Below are 26558 nucleotides of genomic sequence, written 5' to 3' on the forward strand. Positions count from 1 at the left end.
CATCACCCACCACAACGTGACCGAGTTGATGGGGTCTCTGGATCCGGGTTTGGCCGCGCCCGGGCAGGTGTGGTCGCAGTGGCACTCTTACAGTTTCGATATCTCGGGCTGGGAGATCTATGGCGCTCTGCTGCACGGTGGGCGCCTGGTGGTGGTGCCCGAGTCGGTGGCGGCCTCCCCGGACGACTTCCACGCGTTGCTGGTTGGCGAACAGGTCAGCGTCTTATGCCAAACCCCGTCGGCGGTGGGGACGTTGTCGCCGCAGGGGTTGGAGTCGCTGACCCTGCTGGTCGGTGGTGAGCCGTGTCCGGCCGAGCTGGTGGAGCGGTGGGCACCCGGGCGGGTGATGATCAATGAATACGGTCCGACCGAGACGACGATGTGGGTGGCCTTGAGTGCGCCGCTGGCGGCGGGGTCGGATGTGGTGCCGATCGGCTCGCCGGTAGCGGGTGCGGCCTTCTTCGTGCTGGATCAGTGGCTGCGACCGGTACCCGCCGGCGTGGTCGGCGAGTTGTATGTGGCCGGTCGTCAGCTGGCGTGTGGGTATGTGCGCCGGGCCGCGTTGACCGGGTCGCGGTTTGTGGCCTGCCCGTTTGGGGAGTTCGGGGCGCGGATGTATCGCACCGGGGACCTGGTGAGTTGGGGCCCCGATGGGCAGCTGCGGTATCTGGGGCGTGCCGATGAGCAGGTCAAGATCCGCGGGTATCGCATCGAGCTCGGGGAAATCCGCGCGGCGATGGCCACACTCGATGGGGTGGAGCAGGCGGCGGTCGTCGCCCGCGAGGACCGCCCCCAGGAAAAGCGCCTGGTCGGCTATGTCACCGGCACCGCGGACCCGGCCGAGATCCGTGCAGCACTGGCCGAGCGCCTGCCGGCCTACATGGTCCCGGCCGCAGTGGTGGTGATCGACGCGCTGCCGCTGACGGTCAACGGCAAACTGGACACCCGTGCCCTGCCGGCACCCGAATATCAGGACACCGATCAGTATCGGGCCCCGGCCAACGCGGTCGAGGAGATCCTGGCCGGCATCTACGCCCAGGTACTCGGGCTCGAGCTTGTCGGAGTCGACGACTCATTCTTCGACCTGGGCGGAGATTCGCTGTCGGCGATGCGGGTCATCGCCGCGATCAACAAGTCCTTGGATGCCGGCCTTGCGGTGCGCACCTTGTTCGACGCGCCAACGGCGGCTCAATTGGCGCCCCGCATCGGCGAAGATGGGGCCGGGCTGGAGCCGTTGGTGGCGGTTGAGCGGCCCGCGGTGGTGCCGTTGTCGTTTGCCCAGCAGCGGTTGTGGTTTATCGACCAGTTGCAGGGGCCCTCACCTATCTACAACATGCCGGCGGCGTTGCGGCTGGGTGGGCGCCTGGATGCCGAGGCGTTGGGGGCGGCGCTGGCCGATGTGGTGGCACGCCAGGAGAGCCTGCGCACCCTGTTCCCGGCAGTAGAGGGCATCCCGCAGCAGGTGGTGATCCCAGCCGAGCGGGCCGACTTCGGTTGGCAGGTCATCGATGCCACCGGCTGGCCGGAAAGCCGGCTGCAGGAGGCCATCGGCGCCACGGTGCGTCACCCGTTTGACCTTGCGACCGAGATCCCGTTGCGGGCAACACTTTTCCGCGTCGGCGACGACGAGCACGTGCTGGTGGCCGTGGTGCACCATATCGCTGCCGACGGCTTGTCGATGGCCCCGCTGGTTGCTGATCTGGGGGTGGCCTATGCCAGCCGGTGTGCGGGGCAAGCCCCGCGTTGGGCGCCGTTGGCGGTGCAATATGCCGATTACACGCTGTGGCAACGCGCGCAGCTCGGTGAGGTGGCCGATGCCGAGAGCCGCATCGCCGACCAGCTGGCCTACTGGGAGCAAGCGCTGGCCGGGCTGCCCGAGCGGCTGATGCTGCCCACCGATCGGCCCTACCCGCCGGTGGCCGATTACCGCGGCGCCAGTGTGGTCGTGGACTGGCCGGCCGAGCTGCAGCAGCAGGTGGCTCGGGTGGCCCGCGCGCACAACGCGACCAGCTTCATGGTGATCCAGGCCGCCCTGGCGGTGTTGTTGGCCAAGCTCAGCGCCAGCTCCGACGTGGCGGTGGGGTTCGCGATCGCCGGACGGCGCGACCCGGCGCTGGATGAGTTGGTGGGGGTCTTCGTCAACACCCTGGTGTTGCGGGTGGAGGTGGCCGGCGATCCGACGGTCGCTGAGCTGCTGGCTCAGGTGCGTCAGCGCAGCCTGGCCGCCTACGAGCACCAGGACGTGCCCTTCGAGGTACTGGTGGAGCGGCTCAACCCCACCCGAAGCCTGGCCCATCAGCCGCTTGTGCAGGTGGCGTTGACCTGGCAGAACTTCGTTCAAGAAGACGGCGCCCCCGCCGAGTTGGCCCTGGGTGATCTGCAGGTCACCCCGCTGTCCGCGGACACCCAGGTCGCCCGCACGGACCTGACATTTTCGTTGGGCGAACGCTGGAACCAGGCCGGGGAGCCCGCCGGGATCGGCGGCTCGGTGGAGTTCCGCACCGACGTGTTCGACGCGGCCAGCATCGAGGCGTTGATCGCACGGTTGCAGCGGGTATTGATGGCGTTCACCGACGACCCGTCCCGGCGGCTCTCGTCGATGGATGTGCTTGAAGCGGAGGAGTATGCCCGGCTGGATGAGATTGGCAACCGGGCGGTGTTGAGCGCGCCGGTGGGCACCCCGGTGTCGATTCCGGCGCTGTTCGCCGCGCAGGTCACCCGCGTGCCGCAGGCGGTGGCGATCAGCTGCGACGGTCGCTCTACGACCTATAGAGAGCTCGATGAGGCGTCCAATCGGTTGGCGCATCTGCTGGCCGGCCAGGGGGCGGGCCCGGGACAGTGTGTGGCGTTGCTGTTCAACCGTTCCACCGAGGCGATCGTGGCGATCCTGGCGGTGCTCAAGACCGGGGCGGCCTATCTGCCGATCGACCCGGCGTTGCCGGCGGCCCGGATGGAGTTAATCGTTGCCGATGCAGCCCCCATGGCTGCGATCACGAGCACGGGGTTAGCCGATCGGCTGGACGGGGGCACGCTGCTGGTCATCGACATCGACGACCCTCGGATCTCCAGCTACCCGTGCACGGGCTTGGCGGCGGCGGCCCCCGAGGACATTGCTTACATCATCTACACCTCGGGCACCACTGGCACCCCAAAGGGGGTCGCGGTCACCCACCACAACGTCACCCAGCTGCTGACCTCACTGAATGCGCTGCAGGCACATCTGCCGGTGCCGGGGGTGTGGGCGCTGTGTCATTCCTATGGATTCGACACGTCGGTCTGGGAGATCTGCGGGGCCCTGCTGCACGGTGGGCGGTTGGTGGTGGTGCCCGACTCAGTGACACGCTCGGCGGAGGACTTCCACGCCTTGCTGGTCAGTGAACGCGTCAGCGTGCTTGCCCAGACCCCCTCGGCGGCGGCGATGCTCTCCCCTGAGGGGTTGGAGTTGATGGCGTTGGTCGTGGGTGGCGAGGCCTGCCCGGCCGAGGTGGTGGATCGGTGGGCGCCCGGGCGCGTAATGGTCAACGCCTACGGCCCGACCGAGACCACGATTGTTGTGACGTTCAGCGCGCCGCTGACACCGGGGTCGGGGGTGGTGTCGATCGGTAGGCCGGTCCCGGGGGCGGCGTTTTTTGTGCTGGACGGCTGGTTGCGGCCGGTGCCCGTGGGGGTGGTCGGTGAATTGTATGTGGCCGGTGCCGGGGTGGCGTGTGGGTATGCGGGCCGGGCTGCTTTGACCGGGTCGCGGTTTGTGGCCTGTCCGTACGCCGGTGCGGGAGCGCCCGGCACACGGATGTATCGCACCGGGGATCTGGTGCAGTGGGGTGCTGATGGGCAGCTGCGGTATGTGGGGCGCGGCGATGAGCAGGTCAAGATCCGCGGGTATCGCATCGAACTCGGTGAGATTCAGGCCGCACTGACGGCGCTGGATGGGGTGGAGCAGGCGGTCGTGGTTGCCCGTGAGGACCGCCCAGGCGACAAGCGCCTGGTGGGGTATGTGACCGGGACAGCCGATCCGGCCGAGATGCGTGCGGCGTTGGCTGAGCGGCTGCCGGCCTACATGGTGCCGGCCGCGGTGGTGGTGATGGCGGCGCTGCCGTTGACGGCCCTCGGCAAACTGGACACCCGCGCCCTGCCGGCTCCCGAATACACCGATGTCGATCGTTACCGCGCCCCGAGTACGCCCACCGAGGAGACCCTGGCCGCCATCTACGCCCAGGTGCTGGGGCTCGAGCGGGTCGGAGTCGACGACTCATTCTTCGATTTGGGTGGTGATTCGCTGTCGGCGATGCGCGTGATCGCCGCGATCAACACAGGCCTGGACGCAAACCTTGCGGTGCGCACATTGTTCCACGCGCCGTCCGTTAGTAGCTTGAGCCAGCAGTTGGGCCAAGATGCCGGCGAGGTGGAAGTAGTCCCCGTTGAGTTCCTCAAGGAGGGCACGGGTGTTCCGCTGTTCTGCATTCATCCTGCGGGTGGGGTGAGTTGGCCGTATCAGGCTCTGGGTAATCACTTGGACTGCCCGATCATTGGAATTCAACAAGCCCCGCAAAATGGCGAGGCTGAACCTGCGTCAATCCGCGATATGGCGAAGAACTATGCCGACAGGATCCAAAGGGTTCATCCCATTGGGCCCTACAACCTTCTCGGCTGGTCTTTCGGAGGTGCCGTCGCCCATGAAGTTGCCATCGAGCTTCAGCGACGCGGATACGTAGTCACACAACTTATCCTCCTCGACGCTCAACCAAGTGCCGCCGGTAGCGTCGCTCTACCAGACGTAGGCGAAGCCGAAGTGCTAGAAGACGTCTTGCGGTTCTGTCGTATCGATGTTCCCGATCAGGATGAGCCGCTTACCTATGAGCGGGTAGAAGAACTACTTCGCAAACGAGGAATCGTCGAATTTCCTCAATACAAACAGCTTCTGGATTCGGGTGTTCGCAACATCACCAGTAACGGGGCGTTGTATCGAGCACACGAACCCGGTGTCTTTTTTGGGAATATAAGCATTTTCACTGCCGTGCGGGATGCGAGCGATCGCAGTTCGCCTCTCTCGCAGTGTTGGCGCCCTTATGTCACCGGCGGCATTAATAGCTACCCGATCGACTGTACGCATCAAGAAATGATGAGCGCCGACTCGCTCATCTTGTATGGCCACCAACTCAAAGTCCTATTAGAAACCGAATGCGCGCTCGCAACGGACAAGCTGCTTGGTCGTTGCTGCGAGGAGGCGAAATGACCACACACCAGATCGACGACGTCATGCAGCACCCGCGATCGACCGATTCTCCGCTCCCGATCGGTACCAAACCCGTCACTCCCGTCGCCGTGATCGGCATGGCTTGCCGGTTACCCGGAGGCATCGACTCCCCGGAGCAGTTGTGGGAGGCGTTGTTACGCGGCGACGACATGGTTACCGAGATTCCGCCCGACCGCTGGGACGCCGACGAATACTACGATCCCGAGCCGGGTGTGCCGGGCCGGTCGGTATCGCGGTGGGGCGCATTCATCGACGACGTCGCCGGCTTCGACCCCGAGTTCTTCGGGATCAACGAGCGGGAAGCCACCGCGATGGATCCGCAACATCGGCTGCTGTTGGAGACCTCATGGGAGGCCATGGAACACGCCGGTCTCACTCGGGAGCGAATCGCCGACTCGCTCACCGGCGTGTTCATGGGATTGACGCATGGCGACTACCAGTTGCTGGCCGCCGATGCGCACTCCGTGGAGGGGGCGTACGGCTTTTCCGGCAGCAACTTCAGCCTGGCTTCCGGGCGCATCGCATACGCGCTGGGGGTCCACGGTCCCGCGTTGACGGTGGACACCGCATGTTCTTCCGGCCTGACCGCGATACACCTCGCGTGCCGCAGCCTGCACGAGGGCGAGAGTGACCTTGCGCTGGCAGGCGGCGCCACGCTGGCGCTGGACCCGCGGAAGTTCTCCGCGGGGTCAGCCGAGGGCATGCTGTCGCCGACCGGACGCTGCCACGCCTTTGACGCCGCGGCCGACGGGTTCGTGGGCGGCGAGGGCAGCGTGATGCTGCTACTCAAGCGGCTGTCCGACGCGCTGCGAGATGGTGATCGGATTCTGGCCGTGGTGCGCGGGACGGCCGCCAACCAGGACGGTCACACCGTGAATATCGCCACGCCGTCGAAGACCGCGCAGACCGCGGTCTATCGGGCGGCGTTGGCCGCCGCGAGTGTGGACGCCGGCACGGTCGGCATGGTCGAGGCCCACGGGCCCGGCACCCCGGTGGGTGACCCGATCGAATACGCCAGCCTGGCCAACGTCTACGGCATCGGCGGCCCGTGCGCGCTGGCGTCGGTGAAGACCAACTTCGGCCATGCGCAGGCGGCCTCCGGTGCGCTCGGGATGATGAAGGCGATCCTCGCGCTGCAGCACGGTGTGGTTCCCCGGAACCTGCATTTCACCCGGCTACCCGATGACCTTGCCAAGATCGATACGAAACTCTTTGTGCCGCAAGAGACTACACCGTGGGTCACCAACGGGCACCACCCACGCCGGGCGGCGGTCTCGTCGTACGGGCTGTCGGGAACCAACGTGCACGCCATCGTGGAACAAGCACCCGAACAGGCTTCCGGAGCCGTTGTGGCCGAGGGCATCTCAGCCGAATCGTCGACGACGACGCCACTACTGTTCCCGCTGTCGTCCACCTCGGCCGAGGAACTGCGCCGCACCGCCGGGCGGCTGGCCGACTGGGTGCGGGCGCATCACGATCTGACGTTGCCTGACCTGGCCTACACCCTGGCGCGTCGGCGCGCGCACCGCCCGGTACGCACCGCCGTCATCGCCGGAAACCGGACCGATCTCGAAGAGGCTCTGCGCGAGGTTGCCGACGGCGATACTCCGTATCCGGCCGCCGTCGGACAGGACGACCGTGGACCGGTTTGGGTGTTTTCCGGGCAGGGTTCGCAATGGGCCGCGATGGGCGCAGACCTGTTGGCGACCGAACCGGTGTTTGCCGCCACCGTCGCGCAGGCCGAGCCGGTGATCGCCCACGAGTCCGGGTTCTCAGTGACCGAGGCGATATCGGCGCCGCAGATCGTGACCGGTCAAGACCGGATCCAGCCGACACTGTTCACCATGCAGGTCGCGCTGGCGGCCACCATGAGGTCCTACGGAGTCCGCCCGGGCGCGGTCATCGGGCACTCCCTCGGCGAGGCCGCCGCAGCCGTCGTCGCGGGTGCACTGTCGCTGGAAGACGGGCTACGGGTTATCTGCCGCCGCTCGCGGCTGATGTTCCGCGTCGCCGGTGCCGGGGCCACCGCATCGGTGGAATTGCCTGCACAGCAAGTGCTTTCAGAGCTGACGGCACGCGGTATCAACGACGTCGTGGTGGCGGTGGTGGCCTCACCGCAGTCCACGGTGATTGCCGGCGCCGCGCAAACGGTTCGCCACCTCGTCGCGGCCTGGGAGCGGCGTGATGTGATGGCCCGCGAGGTCCCCACCGATGTCGCCTTCCATTCGCCTCAAGTCGATCCGATCATGGACGAGCTGACCGCGACACTCGCAGAGATCAGCCCGATGACGCCGGAAGTTCCCTTCTACTCGGCGACCCTGTTCGACCCGCGCGAGCAGCCAGTGTGCGACGCCCGCTATTGGGCCAACAACATGCGCCGCATGGTGCGGTTCGCCACGGCCGTGCAGGCCGCTTTGGAGGACGGCTACCGGGTCTTTGCCGAGCTGGCACCACACCCGCTACTCATTCGCGCTCTCGAGCAGACCGCACGCAGCCGCGAGATACCGATGGCCGCTCTGGCCGGTATGCGCCGTGAACAAGCTCTTCCCCACGGGTTGCGTGGGTTCGTGGCGGATCTACACAGTGCGGGCGCCGCGGTCGATTTCTCCATGCTCTACCCGAGTGGACGCCTGGTGGACGCGCCGCTGCCGACCTGGACGCACCGTCGGCTGTGGTTGAGTGGCAGCGGTCAGGAATCCCCAACACATGGCGGTTGCACCGTTTCGGTGCATCCGCTGCTGGGCTCGCACGTGCACTTGCAGGAGGAACCTGAGCGCCACTTGTGGCAGGCGGAGGTCGGCACCGCCGCCCAGCCCTGGCTCGGCGACCACCAGATCCGCAATGTGGTCGTGCTTCCGGGTGCCGCCTACTGCGAGATGGCGTTGGCGGCCTCGCGTACCGTGCTGGGTGAGACGGCTGAGGTTCGCGACATCCGCTTCGAGCAGGCGCTCCTGCTGGATGAGCAGACCACGATCGACGCCTCGGCGTCGCTGTCATCGCCCGGCGTCGTCGACTTCGCCGTGGAGTCAAATCAGGGTGGCGAACACATGCGGCATGCTGCCGCAGTGCTCCGCGCCGCAGAAGATGAGCAGCCACCCGCGTACGACGTGTCCGCGCTACTCGCCGCGCATGCGCGTTGCGAGGACGGCGACGAGGTGCGCGAGCGCATGGACCAACGTGGCGTTCAGTACGGTCCCGCGTTCGCCGGTCTGGGCGATGTGCACACCGGTGAGGACGCCACCGTCCTGGCCGAGGTGGCGCTACCGCGCCAAATCCGCTCGCAACAAGCCGCTTACGGCGTGCACCCCGCACTGCTGGATGCCTGTTTCCAGTCCGTTGAAGCTCATCCGGAAGTTCAGGCCCTGGGCGAAGGTGCGCTGGGGCTGGTGTTGGGCATCCGTCGACTCCGCTCCTACAGCGCTGCCCGCAACGCCCACTACTGCTACACGCGGGTGACGAAAGCCGATACCTCCGGGGTCGAGGCCGACATCGACGTGCTCGACGAGCACGGGGCAGTCCTGCTCACCGTGCAGGGGCTGCGAGTGGGCACCAGCGCATCCGAGAGCGGCAACAAAGATCGTGTGATGGCCGAGCGGCTATTGACCATCGAATGGCGGCAACGGGAATTGCCCGAGCCGAACCACACCGACGCCGGAGGCTGGCTGCTGATCGGCACTACCACCACGGCGAATGTGATGGCCAGCGCACTGGCCGACGCCCTGAAAAATCTTGGGGCGCAGTGCACCACGATGTCCTGGCCGCAGCAAACCGACCACATCACAATCGTGGAACAGCTTGGACATCATTTGCGCGGCGGTGGATTAAACGGTGTGGTGGTCCTCAACGGACCGAAAAACGGCGACGCCGACGAGCACTGTGCGCTTCTGGGCCGCGACTATGTGCAACATCTGGTGCGCATTGCCCGCGAGTTGGCGGACCTGCCCGGCGAATCGCCGCGCTTGTATGTTGTGACCCGCAACGCCCAAAGCGTGGTGTCCAACGACGTGCCCAACCTCGAGCAGGCCGGGCTTCGGGGCCTGGTCCGGGTAATCGGCATGGAACACCCGCATCTGGACGCCAGCCAGATCGACGTGGACGAATCCACCGACGCCGAACAGCTGGCACGGCAACTGCTCGCCGGGTCGGACGAGGACGAGACCGCCTGGCGAAATGGCGCCTGGTACAACGCGCGGCTGTGCCCTGCTCCACTGCTCCCCGAGGAGCGGCAAACCGCCGTCGCCGACCACGAGTGCGACGGGATGCGCCTGCGGATCCGTACGCCCGGTGATCTGGAGTCACTCGAACTCGTTGCCTGCGACCGCGTTCCACCCGGACCGGGACAGATCGAGGTCGCGGTCAGCGCGTCCAGCATCAACTTCGCCGACGTGCTCGTCGCGTTCGGCCGTTACCCCGCCTTCGAGGGGCGCCTCCCACAGCTGGGCACCGACTTCGCCGGCGTCGTGACCGCAGTCGGACCAGAGGTGACCGACCACAAGGTGGGTGATCATGTCGGGGGCCTGAGCGCCAACGGTTGTTGGGGTACCTTCCTCACCTGCGATGCGCGCCTGGCTGTCACGCTGCCGGCCGGCCTGGCCGACGACCAGGCGGCGGCGGTCACGACCGCGCATGCCACCGCCTATTACGGCCTGCATGAGCTGGCCCGAATCAGCGCCGGCGACCGGGTGCTGATCCACTCCGCGACCGGTGGGGTCGGACAGGCGGCAATCGCCATCGCGCGGGCCGCGGGAGCCGAGATCTTCGCCACCGCCGGCAGCGAGCAGCGCCGGCAATTATTGCGCGACATGGGCATTGGGCACGTTTACGACTCGCGAAGCGTGGAGTTCGCCGACCTGATACGCCGCGACACCGACGGCTATGGCGTGGACATCGTGCTCAACTCGGTCATCGGCGCCGCCCAGCGCGCGGGGGTCGAATTGCTGGCGTTCGGTGGACGATTCGTCGAGATCGGCAAACGCGACATCTACGGCGACACCCGATTGGGGCTCTTCCCGTTCCGGCGCAATCTGACGTTCTACGCCCTCGACCTGGCGTTGATGTCATTCAGCCACCCGGACACGCTGCGAGACTTGCTGAACACGGTGTACCAGCTCACGGCGGACGGCTCGTTGCCAATGCCGGAAAGCACGCACTACCCGCTTGCCGACGCCGCCACCGCGATTCGCGTGATGAGCGGCGCCCAGCACACCGGCAAACTGGTGCTCGATGTCCCGCACACCGGCCGCAGCCGCGTGGTGGTGCCGCCGGCGCAGGTCGGGGTCTTCCGCAGCGACGGCGCTTACATCATCACTGGCGGGCTGGGGGGCCTGGGGCTGTTCTTGGCCGAGAGGATGGCTTCTCCTGGTTCGGGGTCCGGTTGCGGCCGTATTGTGTTGTCCTCGCGCTCGCAACCAACTCCCGAGGCGCTGGAGGCGATCGAGCGCATCCGCGCGATCGGTGCCGACGTCGTGGTGGACTGCGGCGACATCAGCGAGGCCGGTACGGCCCAGCGGTTGGTGGCCACAGCGACGGCCACGGGACTTCCGGTGCGCGGTGTGCTGCATCTGGCGGCGGTGATCGAGGATGCGACGCTGACCAATATCACCGACGAGCTCATCGAGCATGACTGGGCGCCAAAGGTTTACGGTGCGTGGAATTTGCACACCGCCACGGCTGATCAACCGTTGGACTGGTTCTGCTCGTTCTCCTCGGCCGCCGCGCTGGTGGGCTCGCCCGGGCAGGGTGCCTATGCCGCGGCCAACAGTTGGCTGGACGCCTTCACCCGCTGGCGCCGGGCTCGGGGTCTGCCGGCCACCGCCATCGCATGGGGTGCCTGGGCGCAGATAGGACGCGGCACCGCCCTGGCCGAAGGTGCCAACGTTGCCATAGCTCCCGACGAAGGCGCTTACGCATTCGAAGCGCTGCTGCGCCACGACCGCCCCTGCACCGGCTACGCCCCGATAACGGGCGCACCGTGGTTGACCGCTTTCGCCCAGCGCAGTCCCTTCGCCGAAGCGTTCCGCTCTAACGGGCAAAGCTCAACGGGCACAAGCAAACTGCGTGCCGAGCTCGATGAGCTGGCGCTGGAGGAGTGGCCTACCCGGCTGCGGCGGCTGATCTCCGACCAGGTCAGCCTGATCCTGCGCCGCAACATCGATCCCGATCGTCCGCTCTCCGAGTACGGCCTGGACTCGCTGGGTGGCCTCGAACTACTTACCCGCATCCAGACCGAAACGGGCATACGCGTGACGCCCGCCGACATCGCCACCATTGGCACCATTCGCGGTTTGGCGGAACTGCTGTTCGGAAAGCTGGCTCCCGCCGACGCCGCCTGAGGCTGAGAGGATTTGAATTATGGGATCTGAATTGTGTTGCAGCACAGGGGAGGCGAAATGACCGGGCTCGAGAACCTCGACTTCTTCACCGAGAAGTCGCTCGTCGATGACCCCTACGACTACTACGACGCGATCCGTCGTTGCCCAGTGTGGCGCGAGCCGAAACACGGCGTGGTGATGGTTTCGGGGTACGAGGAGGCCGTCGCCGTGCAACGGGACCACGACAAGACATTCTCGGTATGCAACATAGTCAGCGGACCATGGTCGGGGATCCCGACCAAGACCGACAGCGATGACATCTCGGATGTGATTGAGCGCTACCGCAAGAAAGTTACGTTCGGCGACTACTTCATCACGTTCGATCCTCCGAAGCACACCGCGCACCGCGCGCTGTTGAGCCGGTTGTTCACGCCGAAGCAGCTCAAGAACAACGAGGACTTCCTGTGGCGTCTCGCCGACGAGCAAATCGACCGCTTCATCGCAAAGGGCAAGTGCGAGATCTTTATCGACTATAATTTCCCGTTCACGCTCGACGCGATTACCGACCTGCTGGACGTACCCGAGGCCGACCGGGAGCGATTCCGCCGCGCTGCGTATGCCAGTAGGCTCGAAGGCGACCGCAGCGGTTTTGTTGGCGTGAAAGAGGAGTGGTTCGTAGAGTACATCGAAGAACGGCGGCGCGATCCGCGCGACGATGTCCTCACCGAGCTTGCGCTGGCAAAGTTTCCCGATGGCACGACACCCGACGCGATCGACGTTGCCCGCGTTGCCACCTTCATGTACGCCGCCGGCCACGGCACGACCATCGACCTGCTGAGTCTCTCGATGCTGACGCTCGCGGAGCGACCGGACTTACAACAGCAGCTGCGCCAGGACAATTCAAGGATCCCCGCCTTCATCGAGGAGATGCTGCGTATCGAAAGCCCGATCAAGTCGAATTTCCGCATGGCGCGTCGCACCACCAGGATCGGCGACCTCGATGTGCCAGCCGGTACCAGCATACTGGTGATGAATGGTGCGGCGAACCGCGATCCACGACGGTTCGACGAGCCGAACGAATTTCGGCTCGACCGCCCGAACATATTGCATCACATGGCATTCGGCCGCGGTATTCACACCTGCCCGGGCGCCCCGATTGCACGCGCCGAAGTGCGGGTGAGCTTGGAACGAATCCTCAACCGGATGGCTGACATTCGGCTTTCCGAGGCCAAGCACGGCCCGGCGGGCGCTCGTCGGCTCAAATGGGACAGCACCCTACTGTTCAGGCGCCTCAAGGAATTACACCTCGAGTTCACTCCCATTCAGGAGGTATCCAAAAATGACCACACGATCGTTGACTAGATTGGCTGTCGGGGCTTGCGGCCTGGCATTGTTATTGACCGCAGGCGCCGGGCTCGCGTCCGCCGATCGGGATCTAAGCCCGTTTGTCAATACGACCTGTAACTACGACCAGGTCCAATCGGCGCTGCAGGCCGCGGATCCCCAAGCCGCCGCACAATTCAACTCTTCGCCGGAGAGCGTCTCATTTTTGCGTCAGTTCCTCGCCTCGCCGCCGAGTCAACGCCAGCGGATGGCCCAGATGCTGGCGAGCCAGCCAGGGGCCGACCAGCAGTTCGGACTTGTCTTGCGGGTCTTCAGCACCTGCAACAACTACTGAGCAGATCAGCACCCACCTTCGACCACCTCTAACCTTCCGGAGTTCTTCGTGGCCACACTCACCGGCGCTTTACCGCTCATCAGCACGCTGCGCGACGCGGTGTTCCTCTCTGCAACTGTCAGCGAGATCCAAACGCTGACACCAAGAATGCGCCGCATCCGGTTCAGCGGCCCGCGACTGCAGGGACTGACCTGGACGCCAGGTCAGCAGGTGCGGCTGAAGGTCGAGAGCCTGCGTGAATCGTGGTCAAGGCGGCACCCATACCCCGTGCTACGCACCTATTCCATCTACGACGCCGACCCCTATCTCGGCACACTCGACATCGTGATGTTCGACCACGACGGTGACCCGAAGGGGGCGACATCCGCCAGACGCTGGGCTACGGCCACCTCCATCGGGGATCACGCCGATTTCACCCGACCCCAAGGCGATTTCGTCGTACGCCACGACGCGCCCTACCACGTGTTCGCCGGCGAAGAAACCGCGTCGGTCGCGTTCGCCGCGATGCTTCGATCGATGCCCCCAACCGCCGACGTTTACGGAGTGATCGAGGCCGCGACCGAGCCCGACCACCTTCCCCTGGCTCGACCCCTGACCCGGGTCGAGCGCGGTGACGCCTCAGCCGCGGACTCTGCCGTGCTCGCCGACGCCCTGAGCGGCCTCGCGCTGCCGGACCATCCCGGCATCGCCTATCTCGCCGGCGAGGCCCGCACCATACAAACCCTACGCAAAATATTGATCACCGAACGTGGCTGGGACCGACGCCAGATACGCACCAAACCCTTTTGGACCCCCGGCCGAACCGGAATGGAGTGATTATGGTTCAGACGTCCATCTCGGATCTGCTGTGCGAGCGCGCCAGCTTGCAGCCCAACGACACGGCGTTCACCTTTATTGATTACGAGCAGGATTGGGACGGCGTTGCCGAAAGCCTGACGTGGTCGCAGCTGTACCGGCGAACGGTGAACGTTGCGCGGGAACTCCAGCATTGCGGGTCGACGGGCGACCGCGCCGTCGTAATGGCACCGCAGGGGCTCGATTACATCGTGGCGTTTCTCGGCGCATTGCAGGCGGGACAGGTCGCGGTTCCGCTTTCGCTTCCGCTGGGCGGCGTCAGCGATGAGCGCGTCAGTTCCGTGCTGCGCGACGCGTCGCCGACTGTCGTTCTCACCACGTCCCCCTCTGCGGGAACCGTTGCCGAGTACGTCAAGTCGGAGTCCGGCGGACCCGTTCCATCGGTCGTGGAGGTTGACCTGCTGGACCTGGACGCCCGGACCGGATCCGGCGCCGGGAACGAGAACCATTCAGATTTGGCGTATTTGCAGTACACGTCCGGGTCGACACGCCAGCCTGCCGGGGTCATGGTCTCGCATCAAAACCTGCTGGTCAATTTCGGGCAGCTCATATCAGACTTTTGTGTGGAGTACGGAGGCGTCGCTCCACCAGACACGACTCTTGTGTCGTGGCTGCCGTTCTACCACGACATGGGTTTGATACTGGGAGTCTGCATACCCATCCTGGGCGGATTTCGCACCGTGCTGACGAGTCCGGTGTCGTTCCTACAGCGACCGGCCCGGTGGATGCAGTTGCTGGCCAAGGGAAGTCACACAATTTCCGCGGCACCGAACTTCGCTTTCGAACTGGCGGCGCGCAAAACATCAGACGAGGACATGGCCGGACTGGATCTGGGGGATGTGCTGGTCATTCTCAGCGGTAGTGAACGGGTGCATCCCGCGACGTTGCGGCGCTTCACCGACCGGTTCGCGCGCTTCAATTTGCCCGGCAAGGCGATGCGGCCAGGCTATGGGCTCGCAGAGGCAACCGTGTACGGGTTGACCCGCACGCCGGCGCAACCACCCAAAATCGTCCATTTCGAATCCGAGAAGCTAGCCACTGGCACCGCGGAGCGATGCGAAAGCCCAACCGCTACAACGTTGGTCAGCTACGGGGCACCGCGGTCACCGATAATTCGTGTCGTTGATCCCGACACCAGGATTGAGTGTCCGGAAGGGACCGTCGGTGAAATCTGGGTGCACGGTGGCAACGTCGCCATGGGCTACTGGCAAAAGCCAGAAGAGACCGAACGCACCTTCGGCGGTCGGCTTGTCGCTCCGTCAGCCGGCACACCCGAAGCGTCGTGGTTGCGCACCGGGGACTCGGGATTCTTCTTCGAACACGAGCTGTTCATCATCGGCCGCATCAAGGATCTGTTGATCGTCTACGGGCGTAACCACTCACCGGACGACATCGAAGCGACGGTCCAGGAGATCACCCGGGGTAGGTGCGCAGCGATAGCGGTTCCGCATGGCGGCACGGAGAAGCTTGTCGTCATCATCGAAGTCAAGAACCGGGGAGCGTCCCACGAAGACGGGGCGGACAAGCTCGCCGTCGTCGAGCGCGAAGTGACCTCGGCGGTCTCCAACTCGCACGGTGTCGGCGTCGCGGATCTGGTTGTGGTGGCACCCGGTTCGATCCCGATCACCACAAGTGGCAAGGTTCGGCGATCGACGTGCGTCGAGCAGTATCGGCAAGGTCAATTCGCCCGCTTGCACGGTTAGGCGTTACCGCGGGTCCAGAGAGCGCACCACCCTACGTTTCAGGTGATCGAGGTCGTCGCGGTCAAGGAATTTCGGACGAGCGTTCTGCAGCCGCCGACCCGCGCGGAATGCTGTCGATGTCGAAGATCTCCGTGACCACAGGGTGCATCATGAACCATGCGTCTTGTGGATGGGGCATCGGCCTTGGACGAAGTTGAGACGCTCGCAGCGCGACCTACGGGAACTCCTGAAACGGCTTCGTCTTCCGTTGATCGCGTCCTTGCTTGACGGTCAAATGTCGATTAACCCCCATTATTGGGGTTCGTCTGTCGGCATTTCCTTTGTGCCCCAATGCGTTCCAACTGGGCGCCAGCAGAACTCATTGCTGCCCTGGCGGTGCCAGAGGTAGGTCTCGACAACGCCCAAGCTGGTGCGCGTCACAAAGTTCCACACGGCACGGTCCGGTGGAGTTGGTTTCTTGTGCAGCGGCGCTCCTCCACTTTGGGAAGTGGAATCGGCGGCCGAAGCCGGCTGACCCTCGGTCGAGCTCCGGCGGATGCCGATGGCTCTGGCCGCGATCCGTGCGCCCCCGGCGCGCTGCCGTTGCATCTTGGACGCGATCGCGCGCGCCGTGGTGTCCAGCTCTTGAAAGCTGAGCTGGCTACGTTGCTCTGCGCCACTGGAATCCTCGACTGGCGATGGGGCCGAATTGTCGTTTGTCATCGACTGGCCCTCCAGCGACATGCTCGACTACATGTCATGGCGGGAGCTTATGGTTGCGTAGACCGCTCTTGAGCGCGGTAGGGGCCAAGTAGAGTAGTGCGTACGTCCGCTTGGGGTAGTGGGAACCAGGTAACCAGGAATTCACCCGAAGCGTCTTGTGTTCTGCGGATGGCTGTTCATCCCGCGGTCCCTATCCCGCGGCAATCGGCCCGGCGTCGTGGTGATGCACTGCTGTGCCCTTGAGGACCTCCTGGTCTCGCGCGATTACCCGTCGGCGATGTCCGAATGCTCCGGCAAAGTCGGAATTTCAGGATCCTGCATGGGTAGTCAGACTATTTGCTGTATCTCACCGAGCACGTGTGGAGTACCTTGTCGGCCATGACATCGCTGCAGGACAAAGTCGTCTTCATCACCGGAGGTGCCCGGGGGATCGGGGCCGAGACCGCTCGCCGGCTGAGCGCCAGGGGCGCCAGGCTCGTGCTGACCGACCTCAATGAGACGGACCTCAAGGCCCTCGCCGCCGAACTCGGCGAGGAACGGGTGTTGACGGCCGTCGCCGATGTGCGAGATCTGAACGCTATGGAGGCCGCCGCCGCCCGCGCCGTCGAGCGATTCGGCGGCATCGACGTGGTGGTGGCCAACGCCGGCATCGCCAGTTACGGCTCGGTGCTGCAGGTGGAGCCCGACGCCTTCAAGCGGGTGCTCGACATCAACGTGCTCGGCGTCTTCCACACCGTGCGCGCCACGCTGCCCACGCTGATCGAACGCCGCGGCTACGTCCTCATCGTCTCGTCGTTGGCCGCCTACACCGCCTGCCCCGGGCTGGCGCCGTACAACGCCTCCAAGGCGGGCGTCGAACTGCTGGCCAACGCGCTCCGGCTGGAGGTGGCCCACCACGGCGTCACCGTCGGCTCGGCGCATATGTCGTGGGTCAACACCGCCCTGGTCCGCGACACCCAGTCCGACCTGCCGGCGTTCAACCAGTTGCTGGCCAGCTTCCCGTGGCCACTGAGCAAGACGACGACCGTCGACAAGTGCGCGACCGCATTCGTCAAGGGCATCGAGCGCCGGCGCACCCGCGTGTACTGCCCGCGTTGGGTGGCCCTGTTCCGTTGGGTTAAGCCGGTGCTGTCCAGCCCGGTGGGCGAGATGCCGCTGCACAAATCCACCGCCGAGCTGCTGCCCCAGCTGGACGCCCAGGTCGCCGCGCTGGGACGCTCCACCAGCGCCTACAACCGCGACCTGGGTACGTCCTAGCCGGTCTTGGCCGCGCGCTGCGACGCGACGGCAGCCACCCGGTTGCGCACCAGGAACCATCCGGCGCTCAGCGCCGGGACAACGAATACCACCGTCGCGATGGTCCAGGTGCCGGTCTCCTTGTCGAACGCCATCATGACCAGGACGCCGGCCAGGAACGCCAGGGTGAGGTACCCCGAATACGGGGCCCACGGCATCCGGAACCGCGGCCGTTCGATGAGGCCGGCCTTGGCCAGCCGGTAGAAGCGCAGCTGGCACAGCACGATGGTCGCCCAACACGCGATGATGCCCGGCGCCACGATGTTGAGCACGATCTCGAAGGCTTCGCCGGGGTTGACGGCATTCAGGGCGATGCCGAGCAGGCAGATCGCGGCCGCCATGGCGATGCCGACGAAGGGCACTCCGTTCTTGGACATCCGGGTCGCGAACCGGGGTGCGCTGCCGCTGGACGCCATCGAGTGCATGATCCGGCCGGTTGAATACAGCCCCGCGTTGAGGCTCGACAGGGCGGCGGTGAGCACCACGATGTTCATCAGGTCACCGGCGCCGTGGAAGCCGATCTTGGAAAAGAAAGTGACGAAAGGACTTTCGGTGGCCTTGTAGGACGTGTAGGGCAGCAGCAACGCCAGCAGCGCGACCGACCCGACGTAAAAGATCGCGATGCGCGCGATCACCGAATTGATCGCGCGGGGCATGACCCTCTCCGGCTCGGCGGTCTCGCCGGCGGCCGTGCCCACCAATTCGATGGCGGCGTAGGCGAATACCACGCCCGAGGTGGTCAGCAGAACCGCCAGCACGCCGGAGGGAAACAGTCCGCCGTGGTCGGTCCACAGACTTAGCCCGGTGCTGTGGCCGTCGATGCGGTACCGACCTGCCAGGAAGACGATCCCGACCACCAGGAAGGCGACCAGCGCCAGAACCTTCACCAATGCCGCCCAGAATTCCAGCTCACCGAACCACTCCACCGAGATCAGGTTCATCGACAGCACGACGATCAGGGCGAGCAGCGCCAACATCCACTGCGGGATCGATTCGAAGGCCGTCCACCGTCGCAGGTAGGTGGCGATCGCGGTGGTGTCGACGATGGCCGTCATCGACCAGCCCAGGAAGTACATCCAGCCGATCGCGTAGGCGGCCTTCTCGCCGAAGAACTCCCGCGAATAAGACACGAACGAGCCCGACGACGGGCGATGCAAGACCAACTCGCCCAGCGCACGCAGAATCAGGAACACGAAGACGCCGCACACGGCGTAGACCAGGAACATCCCGGGTCCCGCCTTGGCGAGCCGGCCGCCCGCGCCCAGGAAGAGCCCGGAGCCGATCGCGCCGCCGATGCCGATCATCTGCACCTGTCGAGGCTTGAGTCCCTTGCGATAGCCGGCGTCTTCGCCGACCGCGCCGGCAACAGGAGTCGGGCCGGCTACGGGATTTGGGTTGCCATCACCAGGCAACGCGGCCATGAAACGTCCAATCGGTAGGTCGCGAAGCGATGCTTCCGTACTTGGTCGGTCGACGGCAAATTCCGCGACGGCCGTCACCGACCGTGAGCGTCAGCTTCGACCGCGGCGATCCACCACTAGCGCCCGAAGCCGGGACGACGGCGGCGCAGATAGCGCTCGAACTCGGCGGCCAACGCGTCGCCGTCGATCTTGCCCAGCGCGTCGTTCATGTCGACCTCGGCGTCGCCGCGTTGCTCGAGCGACAGCACGTACTCGGCGAGGTCCTCGTCCTCAGCGGTCATCTCGGTGACCGCCTGCTCCCAGTCCTCGGCGTCCGTCGGCAGGTCGGCCAGCGGCACCTCGATGTCGAGGACGTCCTCGACGCGGCGCAGCAGGGCCACCGTCGCCTTCGGGTTCGGCGGCTGCGAGACGTAGTGCGGCACCGCCGCCCAGAACGTCACCGCCGGGATCCCGGCGGCCACGCACGAGTCCTGAAACACCCCGGCGATGCCGGTCGGGCCCTCGTAGCGGCTTTCCTCGAGGCCGAAGCGTTTCGCCGACTCGGGGGAGTAGGCCGCGCCCGACACCGGGACCGGCCGGGTATGCGGGGTGTCGGCCAGCAGCGCGCCCAGGATCACCACGGTGTCCACGTTGAGCTTGTCGGCGATGGCCACCAGCTCGGCGCAGAAGGTGCGCCAGCGCATGTTGGGTTCCACCCCATGCATCAGCACGACATCGCGGTCGCTGCCCGGAGGCCGGCAGTGCGAGATCCGCATCGCCGGCCACACCAGTTCCCGGGTCACCCCGTCCACCTGCCGGATCACCGGGCGATTCACCTGGTAGTCGTAATACGCCTCGTCGTCGATCTCCAAGATCGGGTCGGCTTCCCAGATGGCCTCGAGGTGTTCGAGCGCGTCGCTGGCGGCGTCGCCGGCGTCGTTCCAGCCCTCGAACGCAGCCACGACGACGGTGTGGTGCAGTTCGGGCAATGCGGCTTTGCCAAAGGGAGGGCCGTCGGGCGGGGTCACAGAATTAGCGTACGGCCTCACGGCCCGATGTTCGGGGCGCAGTGGCCAAGGATTGTCGGGTGATTGACGCTCAACCGGGCGCTTTGCATAGGACGACTATTCTTATGGCGTGACTGTCGCTAACGAACACCGCTGCGACACCGACGTCCTCGACACTCTCGCGCAGCGGGTCGTCGTCGGCGACAACGCGATGGTTACGCAGTCGCAGGCTGGCGATGTGACCCCGGACGAGCCCCACAACCGGCGTCGACGCGGTCGAGACGAAATAGGCTCGGCTGCGATTTCGTTAACCTTGGTAACTATCACGTCGCCGGCAGACTCGACGAGCTGTCGATAGCGGCGATGAGTTGGGCGTCCAGACGTCGATCGGGTGACGACGTAGACTTTCCCGGTCGAGAGGCGTTGCAACGGATACGGGCTTGCGCCGGTATCCGCCACGCTCGGCAGAGTCAAGGACGCCTTCCGCTACGGAAGGAACGTACGTGAACGCCTTTGAGCCTAATCTTCGCCCCGACTGCACCGACGAACTGACGGCAGCCCTGCGCCAGCGAATCATGGTGATCGACGGCGCGATGGGCACGGCGATTCAGCGGGACCGGCCGGACGAGGCCGGCTACCGCGGCGACCGGTTCACCGAGTGGCCCACCGCTCTGCAGGGCAACAACGACCTGCTCACCCTGACGCAGCCGCAGATCATCGAGGGGATCCACCGCGAGTACCTCGAGGCGGGTGCCGACATCCTGGAGACCAACACGTTCAACGCGAACGCGATCTCGCTCTCCGACTACGACATGGCGGAGCTGGCCTACGAGCTGAACTATGCCGGCGCCGCCCTGGCGCGGGCGGCCGCCGACGAATTCAGCACCCCGGACAAGCCCCGTTACGTCGCCGGCGCCATCGGGCCGACGACGCGCACCGCGTCGATCTCGCCCGACGTCAACGACCCGGGGGCGCGCAACGTCTCCTACGACCAGCTGGTCGCCGCCTACCTTGAAGCCGCCAATGGCCTGGTCGACGGTGGCGCCGACCTGCTCATCATCGAGACGATCTTCGATTCGCTGAATGCCAAGGCAGCGGTGTTCGCCGTCGAGACGCTGTTCGAGGAGCGCGGCCGCCGCTGGCCGGTCATCATCTCGGGCACCATCACCGACGCTTCCGGGCGGACGTTGTCCGGTCAGGTCACCGAGGCGTTCTGGAACTCGATTCGGCACGCGAAGCCGATCGCGGTCGGCCTCAACTGCGCGCTGGGCGCGCCGGAGATGCGGCCCTACATCGCCGAGGTCTCGCGGATCGCGGACACCTTCGTTTCCTGCTACCCGAACGCGGGCCTGCCCAACGCCTTTGGCGAGTACGACGAGACCCCGGAGCGTCAGGCCGGCTACATCGCCGACTTCGCCGAGGCCGGCCTGGTCAACCTCGTGGGTGGTTGCTGCGGAACCGCGCCGCCGCACATCGCCGAGATCGCGAAGGTCGTCGAGGGCAAAGCGCCGCGCGAGGTGCCGAAGATCGAGGTGGCCACCCGACTCTCGGGCCTGGAGCCGCTCAACATCACCGACGACTCCCTGTTCGTGAACATCGGTGAGCGCACCAACATCACCGGCTCCGCCCGGTTCCGCAACCTGATCAAGGCCGAGGACTACGACTCCGCGCTGTCGGTCGCCTTACAGCAGGTCGAGGTCGGTGCGCAGGTCATCGACATCAACATGGACGAAGGCATGATCGACGGCGTCGCCGCGATGGACCGGTTCACCAAGCTCATCGCGGCCGAACCGGATATCAGCCGCGTCCCGGTGATGATCGACTCCTCCAAGTGGGAGGTCATCGAGGCGGGCCTGAAGAACGTGCAGGGCAAGCCGATCGTCAACTCGATCTCCATGAAGGAGGGCGAGGAGAAGTTCATCCGCGAGGCTCGGTTGTGCCGCAAGTACGGCGCCGCCGTCGTCGTGATGGCCTTCGACGAACAGGGCCAGGCCGACAACCTGGAACGCCGCAAACAGATCTGCGGACGCGCCTACCGGATCCTCACCGAAGAGGTCGGCTTCCCACCCGAGGACATCATCTTCGACCCGAACTGCTTCGCGCTGGCGACCGGCATCGAGGAGCACGCGACCTACGGGATCGACTTCATCGAGGCCTGCGCCTGGATCAAGGAAAACCTTCCGGAAGTGCACATCTCCGGTGGTATCTCGAACGTGTCGTTCTCGTTTAGGGGCAACAACCCCGTCCGCGAGGCGATCCACGCGGTGTTCCTGTACCACGCCATCAAGGCCGGCCTGGACATGGGCATCGTCAACGCCGGCGCGCTGGTGCCGTACGACTCGATCGACCCCGAGCTGCGGGACCGGATCGAGGACGTCGTCCTGAATCGTCGCGAGGACGCGGCCGAGCGGTTGCTGGAGATCGCCGAACGGTTCAACAAGTCGGAGCAGAGCGACGGCCCGGCGACCGCCGAGTGGCGCGGTCTTCCGGTCCGCGAGCGGATCACGCACGCCCTGGTCAAGGGCATCGACGCCCACGTCGACGACGACACCGAGGAGTTGCGGGCCGAGATCGCCGACGCGGGTGGTCGCCCGATCGAGGTGATCGAGGGCCCGCTGATGGACGGCATGAACGTTGTCGGTGACCTCTTCGGCTCGGGCAAGATGTTCCTGCCCCAGGTCGTGAAGTCGGCCCGGGTGATGAAAAAGGCCGTCGCGTACCTGCTGCCGTTCATCGAGGCGGAGAAGGAAGAGTCCGGCGCCGCAGCCGGTAAGGACACCAACGGCACGATCATCATGGCGACCGTGAAGGGCGACGTCCACGACATCGGCAAGAACATCGTCGGGGTTGTCCTGCAGTGCAACAACTTTGAAGTGATCGACCTCGGTGTGATGGTGCCCGCCGATAAGATCCTGGCCGCGGCGAAGGAGCACGACGCCGACATCATCGGGCTGTCCGGCCTGATCACCCCGTCCCTGGACGAGATGGTCAACTTCGCCGCCGAGATGGAACGCCAGGGGCTGGAGATTCCGCTGCTGATCGGTGGCGCGACCACCTCCCGCGCCCACACCGCCGTGAAGGTGGCGCCGCGGCGTAGCGGTCCGGTGGTCTGGGTCAAGGACGCTTCCCGCTCGGTGCCGGTCGCTGCGGCGCTCCTCGACGACAGGCAGCGTCCAGCGCTGCTGGAGGCCACCGAGAAGGATTACGCGTCTCTGCGCGAACGGCACGCTCAGAAGAACGAGCGGCCGATGGTGACGCTGGAGAAGGCCCGCGCCAACCGGACTCCGATCGAGTGGGACGGCTACACGCCGCCGGTGCCCGCCCAGGGCCTGGGCGTGCGGGAGTTCCACGACTACGACCTCGCGGAACTGCGCGAGTTCATCGACTGGCAGCCGTTTTTCAACGCCTGGGAGATGAAGGGCAGGTTCCCCGACATCCTCAACAACCCGGCCTCGGGCGAGGCCGCCCGCAAGTTGTACGACGACGCCCAGGAGATGCTCGACACCGCGATCAAGGAGAAGTGGCTGACCGCCAACGGCGTGATCGGCTTCTTCCCGGCGAATGCGGTCGGCGACGATATCGAGGTGTACACCGACGACACCCGCAGCGAGGCGCTGACCACGTTGCACCACCTGCGTCAGCAGGGCGAGCACCGCGACGGCATCCCGAACCGGTCGCTGGGCGACTACATCGCACCCAAGGACACCGGTCTGGCCGACTACATCGGCGCCTTCGCCGTCACCGCGGGGCTCGGCAGCCAGGAGAAGATCGCGGAGTTCAAGGCGGCCCTCGACGACTACAGCGCGATCCTGCTGGAGTCGATCGCCGACCGGCTGGCAGAGGCTTTCGCCGAACGGATGCACCAACGGGTTCGCAAGGAGTTCTGGGGATTCCAGCCGGACGAGCAGCTGGACAATGAGGCACTCATCGATGAGAAGTACCGCGGAATCCGCCCCGCCCCCGGCTACCCGGCTTGCCCGGAGCACACCGAGAAGGCGACGCTCTGGAAGTTGATGGACGTCCAGAAGCGGACCGGGATCGAGCTGACCGAGTCGATGGCGATGTGGCCCGGTGCCGCCGTCAGCGGCTGGTATTTCTCGCACCCGCAGTCGCAGTACTTCGTGGTCGGCCGGATGGCCCAGGACCAGGTCGCCGACTACGCCAAGCGCAAGGGCTGGACCCTGGCCGAAGCCGAGCGCTGGCTCGCCCCCAACCTCGGTTACAACCCGGAGGACTGAGCCTCACGTCGGTTCGGTTCGCCGGCCCGCATCGTGAGTCAGCCCTCGGCGGCGGCGTGGAATACGGCGGTGATCTCGGCGACTCGTGGATCCTCGCGCAGCTGCTCGAGCGTCTCCGGGAGTGGCAGGCGCCAATTCGGGTATTCGTCAATGGTCCCAGGCAAATTGGGCTGCCGCGGCTCGGCGACGATGTCGTAGGGCGAGATCAACTTCAACCTGCTCGGGGTCGCCGCCAAGAAGCGGTGCATCGCGACGATGATGTCGTTCTCGTCCGGGTCGGTAGGCAGCAGCCCTTCGGAACGCAGCAACGTCAGCCACTCGGCTTTCTCCTGGTCGGCTGAGGACTGTTCGGCGGGCACGTCGTCGAGCAGGCCGAGCCCCGCGCGCACCCGCACGTGTTCGCCTCGCAAAAATCCTGCGGCAGTGGGCAAGTCGTGGGTGGACAGGCTGGCAGCCGCGCGCGACGGCCAGCTTGACGACGCGAGCAAGGGTTGTTCGGGCGCGGACTCGTCGCGGGTGAACCACGACACCGCGCAGCCCAGCATTCCGTTGTCGCGCAATGCTTCCGTGACTTCCGGCTCGACAGTGCCCAGGTCCTCCCCGACCACGATCGCGCCGGCGCGCTGGGCTTCGAGCGCGAGCACGGCGAGCATGGTGTCGGCATCGTAATGGACGTAGGTGCCCCGATCGGGGGAGTCGCCCGGAGGTATCCACCACAGCCGCCATAAGCCGGCGACGTGGTCGATCCGTAGGCCGTCGGCGTGAACGATAATGGCGCGCAACATTTCTCGCAGCGCAGTGTAGCCGGTGGCGGCGAGTCGGTCCGGGCGCCAGGGCGGTAGTCCCCAGTCTTGGCCGCGCGGGGTGAAATTGTCCGGGGGAGCACCGACGTGAACTCCGGCGGCCAGCATGTCGGCCAGGGCCCACGCGTCAGCGCCGTCCGAGTCGACCCCGACCGGGAGGTCATGCAAGACGCCCAGCGCCATACCGGCTCTTCGTGCGGCGCTGCGTACTTCGGCGAGCTGTTCGGCGCAGCGTTGCTGCACCCAGGCGTGAAACGCGATCCTGGGTGCCAGCTCTTTGCGAGCCGCGGTGACCCCCGGCCCGTCGACATCCCGCAAAGATTCGGGCCATTGTGGCCAGCGGCCACCGTATCGCTCGGCCAGCGCGCAGTAGGTGGCCCAGTCGCGCAGCGCCCTGGATGAGGGGGACTCGTCGATTACCCAAGGCCGGTTCTCCGCGCGCCAAAGCAACTCGAGCGCCGCTCGTTTGGCGGCCCAGACAAGGTCGTGGTCAATCCGCTCGGTCCCGGGCGAGACACGCAGTGCGTCAACTTCCGTTCGGGTTTGTGGGTCGGCCCGACGGTAGGCGTCGAGGTCCTCGATGCGCAGCGCCAGCGGGTTGGCGAATCGTCGACTGGACGGGGTGTAAGGGGAGGGTTGAACCGGATGCGTCGGGCCGGGCGCATTCAGCGGGTTGAGCAACACCGCGCCCGCGCCGTGCGCCGCCGAGGTCCAGTCGATGAAGTCTCGCAGGTCGCCCAGATCACCGATCCCCCATGAGCGCCTCGATCGCAGGGCATACAGCTGCAGCATCCATCCCCAGGTCACCGGCGTTTGAGGCACGCGCGGCGGGGCGGCCACCAGGGTGACTTCTTGGCCGTCCCTGGTGTGCAACCGGTACCAGCCCGACGGCAAATCGCCGGGTAGCTCGTCGCGCACATCGGTGCGATTGCCGTCTTCCCCAACCAACGCCACAGCTCCGGGAAATGACCGCGGCCGGCCATCCACCCGCACAGCGACTGTCGGTGCCAGCGCTCCTGCACGCTTGTGCTCGGCCAACCTGGCCAATTCGCGACGCCGGTCGGCATCGCTGCCGGCTTCGACCTCGAGCAACCCGAGCACCCGGACCACCACGTCGGCGTCCACCTGGACCGGTTCGCGTCGTTCGTTCCGGTAGAAGGTAGCCACCCCGTGGGCGTCGGCCAGCTGGCGCAAGTCTTCGGGCACCGCCTTTGGCGTCGCCATCAGAGTGTCAGCGATGGCGGCACGGCGGGGCGAATCTGTGAAAGGTTGGCGTCGCAAGCACGGGAAGTGCTTACACAGCGAAGAGGT

General features: G+C 65.8%; 12 protein-coding genes (1 of these 12 only partly in view). 8 read left to right on the forward strand and 4 right to left on the reverse strand.

The features are described from left to right. The 6 genes in view from MTY59_RS19630 to MTY59_RS19655 are tightly spaced (at most 57 nt apart) and all read left to right on the forward strand, a layout consistent with a single transcriptional unit that may run on beyond the window. Positions 1 to 5233 carry the final stretch of a non-ribosomal peptide synthetase gene (locus MTY59_RS19630; RefSeq protein WP_221042621.1) on the forward strand. Its footprint begins 15758 nt before the window's first position, so 5233 of the gene's 20991 nt are visible here — the last part of the coding sequence; its start codon lies beyond the left edge, outside the window; it ends in the stop codon at positions 5231 to 5233. Beyond that, positions 5230 to 11586, forward strand: coding sequence for a sulfolipid-1 biosynthesis phthioceranic/hydroxyphthioceranic acid synthase (pks2, locus tag MTY59_RS19635; protein WP_284145225.1), 6357 nt, complete (start codon positions 5230 to 5232; stop codon positions 11584 to 11586). Before MTY59_RS19630 ends, pks2 begins: the two co-directional genes overlap by 4 nt. Positions 11587 to 11643: 57 nt before the next feature. Next, the gene (locus MTY59_RS19640) at positions 11644 to 12927 is read left to right on the forward strand and encodes a cytochrome P450 (protein WP_221042622.1); all 1284 of its coding nucleotides are present in this window, start codon (positions 11644 to 11646) and stop codon (positions 12925 to 12927) included. Then, on the forward strand, positions 12905 to 13243 hold the full coding sequence (locus MTY59_RS19645; RefSeq protein ID WP_221042623.1) for a hemophore-related protein: 339 nt from the start codon (positions 12905 to 12907) through the stop codon (positions 13241 to 13243). The genes MTY59_RS19640 and MTY59_RS19645 overlap by 23 nt, the downstream gene beginning before the upstream one ends. Positions 13244 to 13291: 48 nt before the next feature. Beyond that, positions 13292 to 14059, forward strand: a complete 768-nt coding sequence (locus MTY59_RS19650; RefSeq protein WP_221042624.1) for a siderophore-interacting protein — start codon at positions 13292 to 13294, stop codon at positions 14057 to 14059. Positions 14060 to 14061: 2 nt separating this feature from the next. Next, the gene (locus tag MTY59_RS19655; protein WP_221042625.1) at positions 14062 to 15801 is read left to right on the forward strand and encodes an AMP-binding protein; all 1740 of its coding nucleotides are present in this window, start codon (positions 14062 to 14064) and stop codon (positions 15799 to 15801) included. 291 nt (positions 15802 to 16092) lie between these two features. Here the strand turns inward: MTY59_RS19655 and MTY59_RS19660 are convergent, their stop codons facing one another. Continuing rightward, positions 16093 to 16524, reverse strand: coding sequence for a hypothetical protein (locus tag MTY59_RS19660; protein ID WP_221046686.1), 432 nt, complete (start codon positions 16522 to 16524; stop codon positions 16093 to 16095). 357 nt (positions 16525 to 16881) lie between these two features. Between MTY59_RS19660 and MTY59_RS19665 the strand changes: the two genes are divergently transcribed. Continuing rightward, the gene (locus MTY59_RS19665; RefSeq protein ID WP_221042626.1) at positions 16882 to 17760 is read left to right on the forward strand and encodes an SDR family oxidoreductase; all 879 of its coding nucleotides are present in this window, start codon (positions 16882 to 16884) and stop codon (positions 17758 to 17760) included. Here MTY59_RS19665 and MTY59_RS19670 read toward each other — a convergent pair. After that, positions 17757 to 19220: an amino acid permease gene (locus MTY59_RS19670; RefSeq protein WP_221042627.1), complete on the reverse strand. Its 1464-nt coding sequence runs from the start codon at positions 19218 to 19220 to the stop codon at positions 17757 to 17759. The two genes, MTY59_RS19665 and MTY59_RS19670, sit on opposite strands and share 4 nt — an antisense overlap. A gap of 116 nt (positions 19221 to 19336) precedes the next feature. Next, the gene (locus tag MTY59_RS19675) at positions 19337 to 20227 is read right to left on the reverse strand and encodes a PAC2 family protein (protein WP_170879941.1); all 891 of its coding nucleotides are present in this window, start codon (positions 20225 to 20227) and stop codon (positions 19337 to 19339) included. Positions 20228 to 20709: 482 nt separating this feature from the next. Here MTY59_RS19675 and metH point away from each other — a divergent pair, with 482 nt between their 5' ends. Continuing rightward, entirely contained in the window at positions 20710 to 24444 is a 3735-nt protein-coding gene (gene metH, locus MTY59_RS19680; protein ID WP_221042628.1) for a methionine synthase, read from the forward strand. Positions 24445 to 24482: 38 nt separating this feature from the next. Here the strand turns inward: metH and malQ are convergent, their stop codons facing one another. Continuing rightward, positions 24483 to 26471, reverse strand: coding sequence for a 4-alpha-glucanotransferase (gene malQ, locus MTY59_RS19685; protein ID WP_221042629.1), 1989 nt, complete (start codon positions 26469 to 26471; stop codon positions 24483 to 24485). Positions 26472 to 26558 lie beyond the last annotated feature (87 nt).

This window comes from Mycobacterium senriense (assembly GCF_019668465.1).
In the GTDB taxonomy this organism is placed as follows: Bacteria; Actinomycetota; Actinomycetes; order Mycobacteriales; family Mycobacteriaceae; genus Mycobacterium; species Mycobacterium senriense.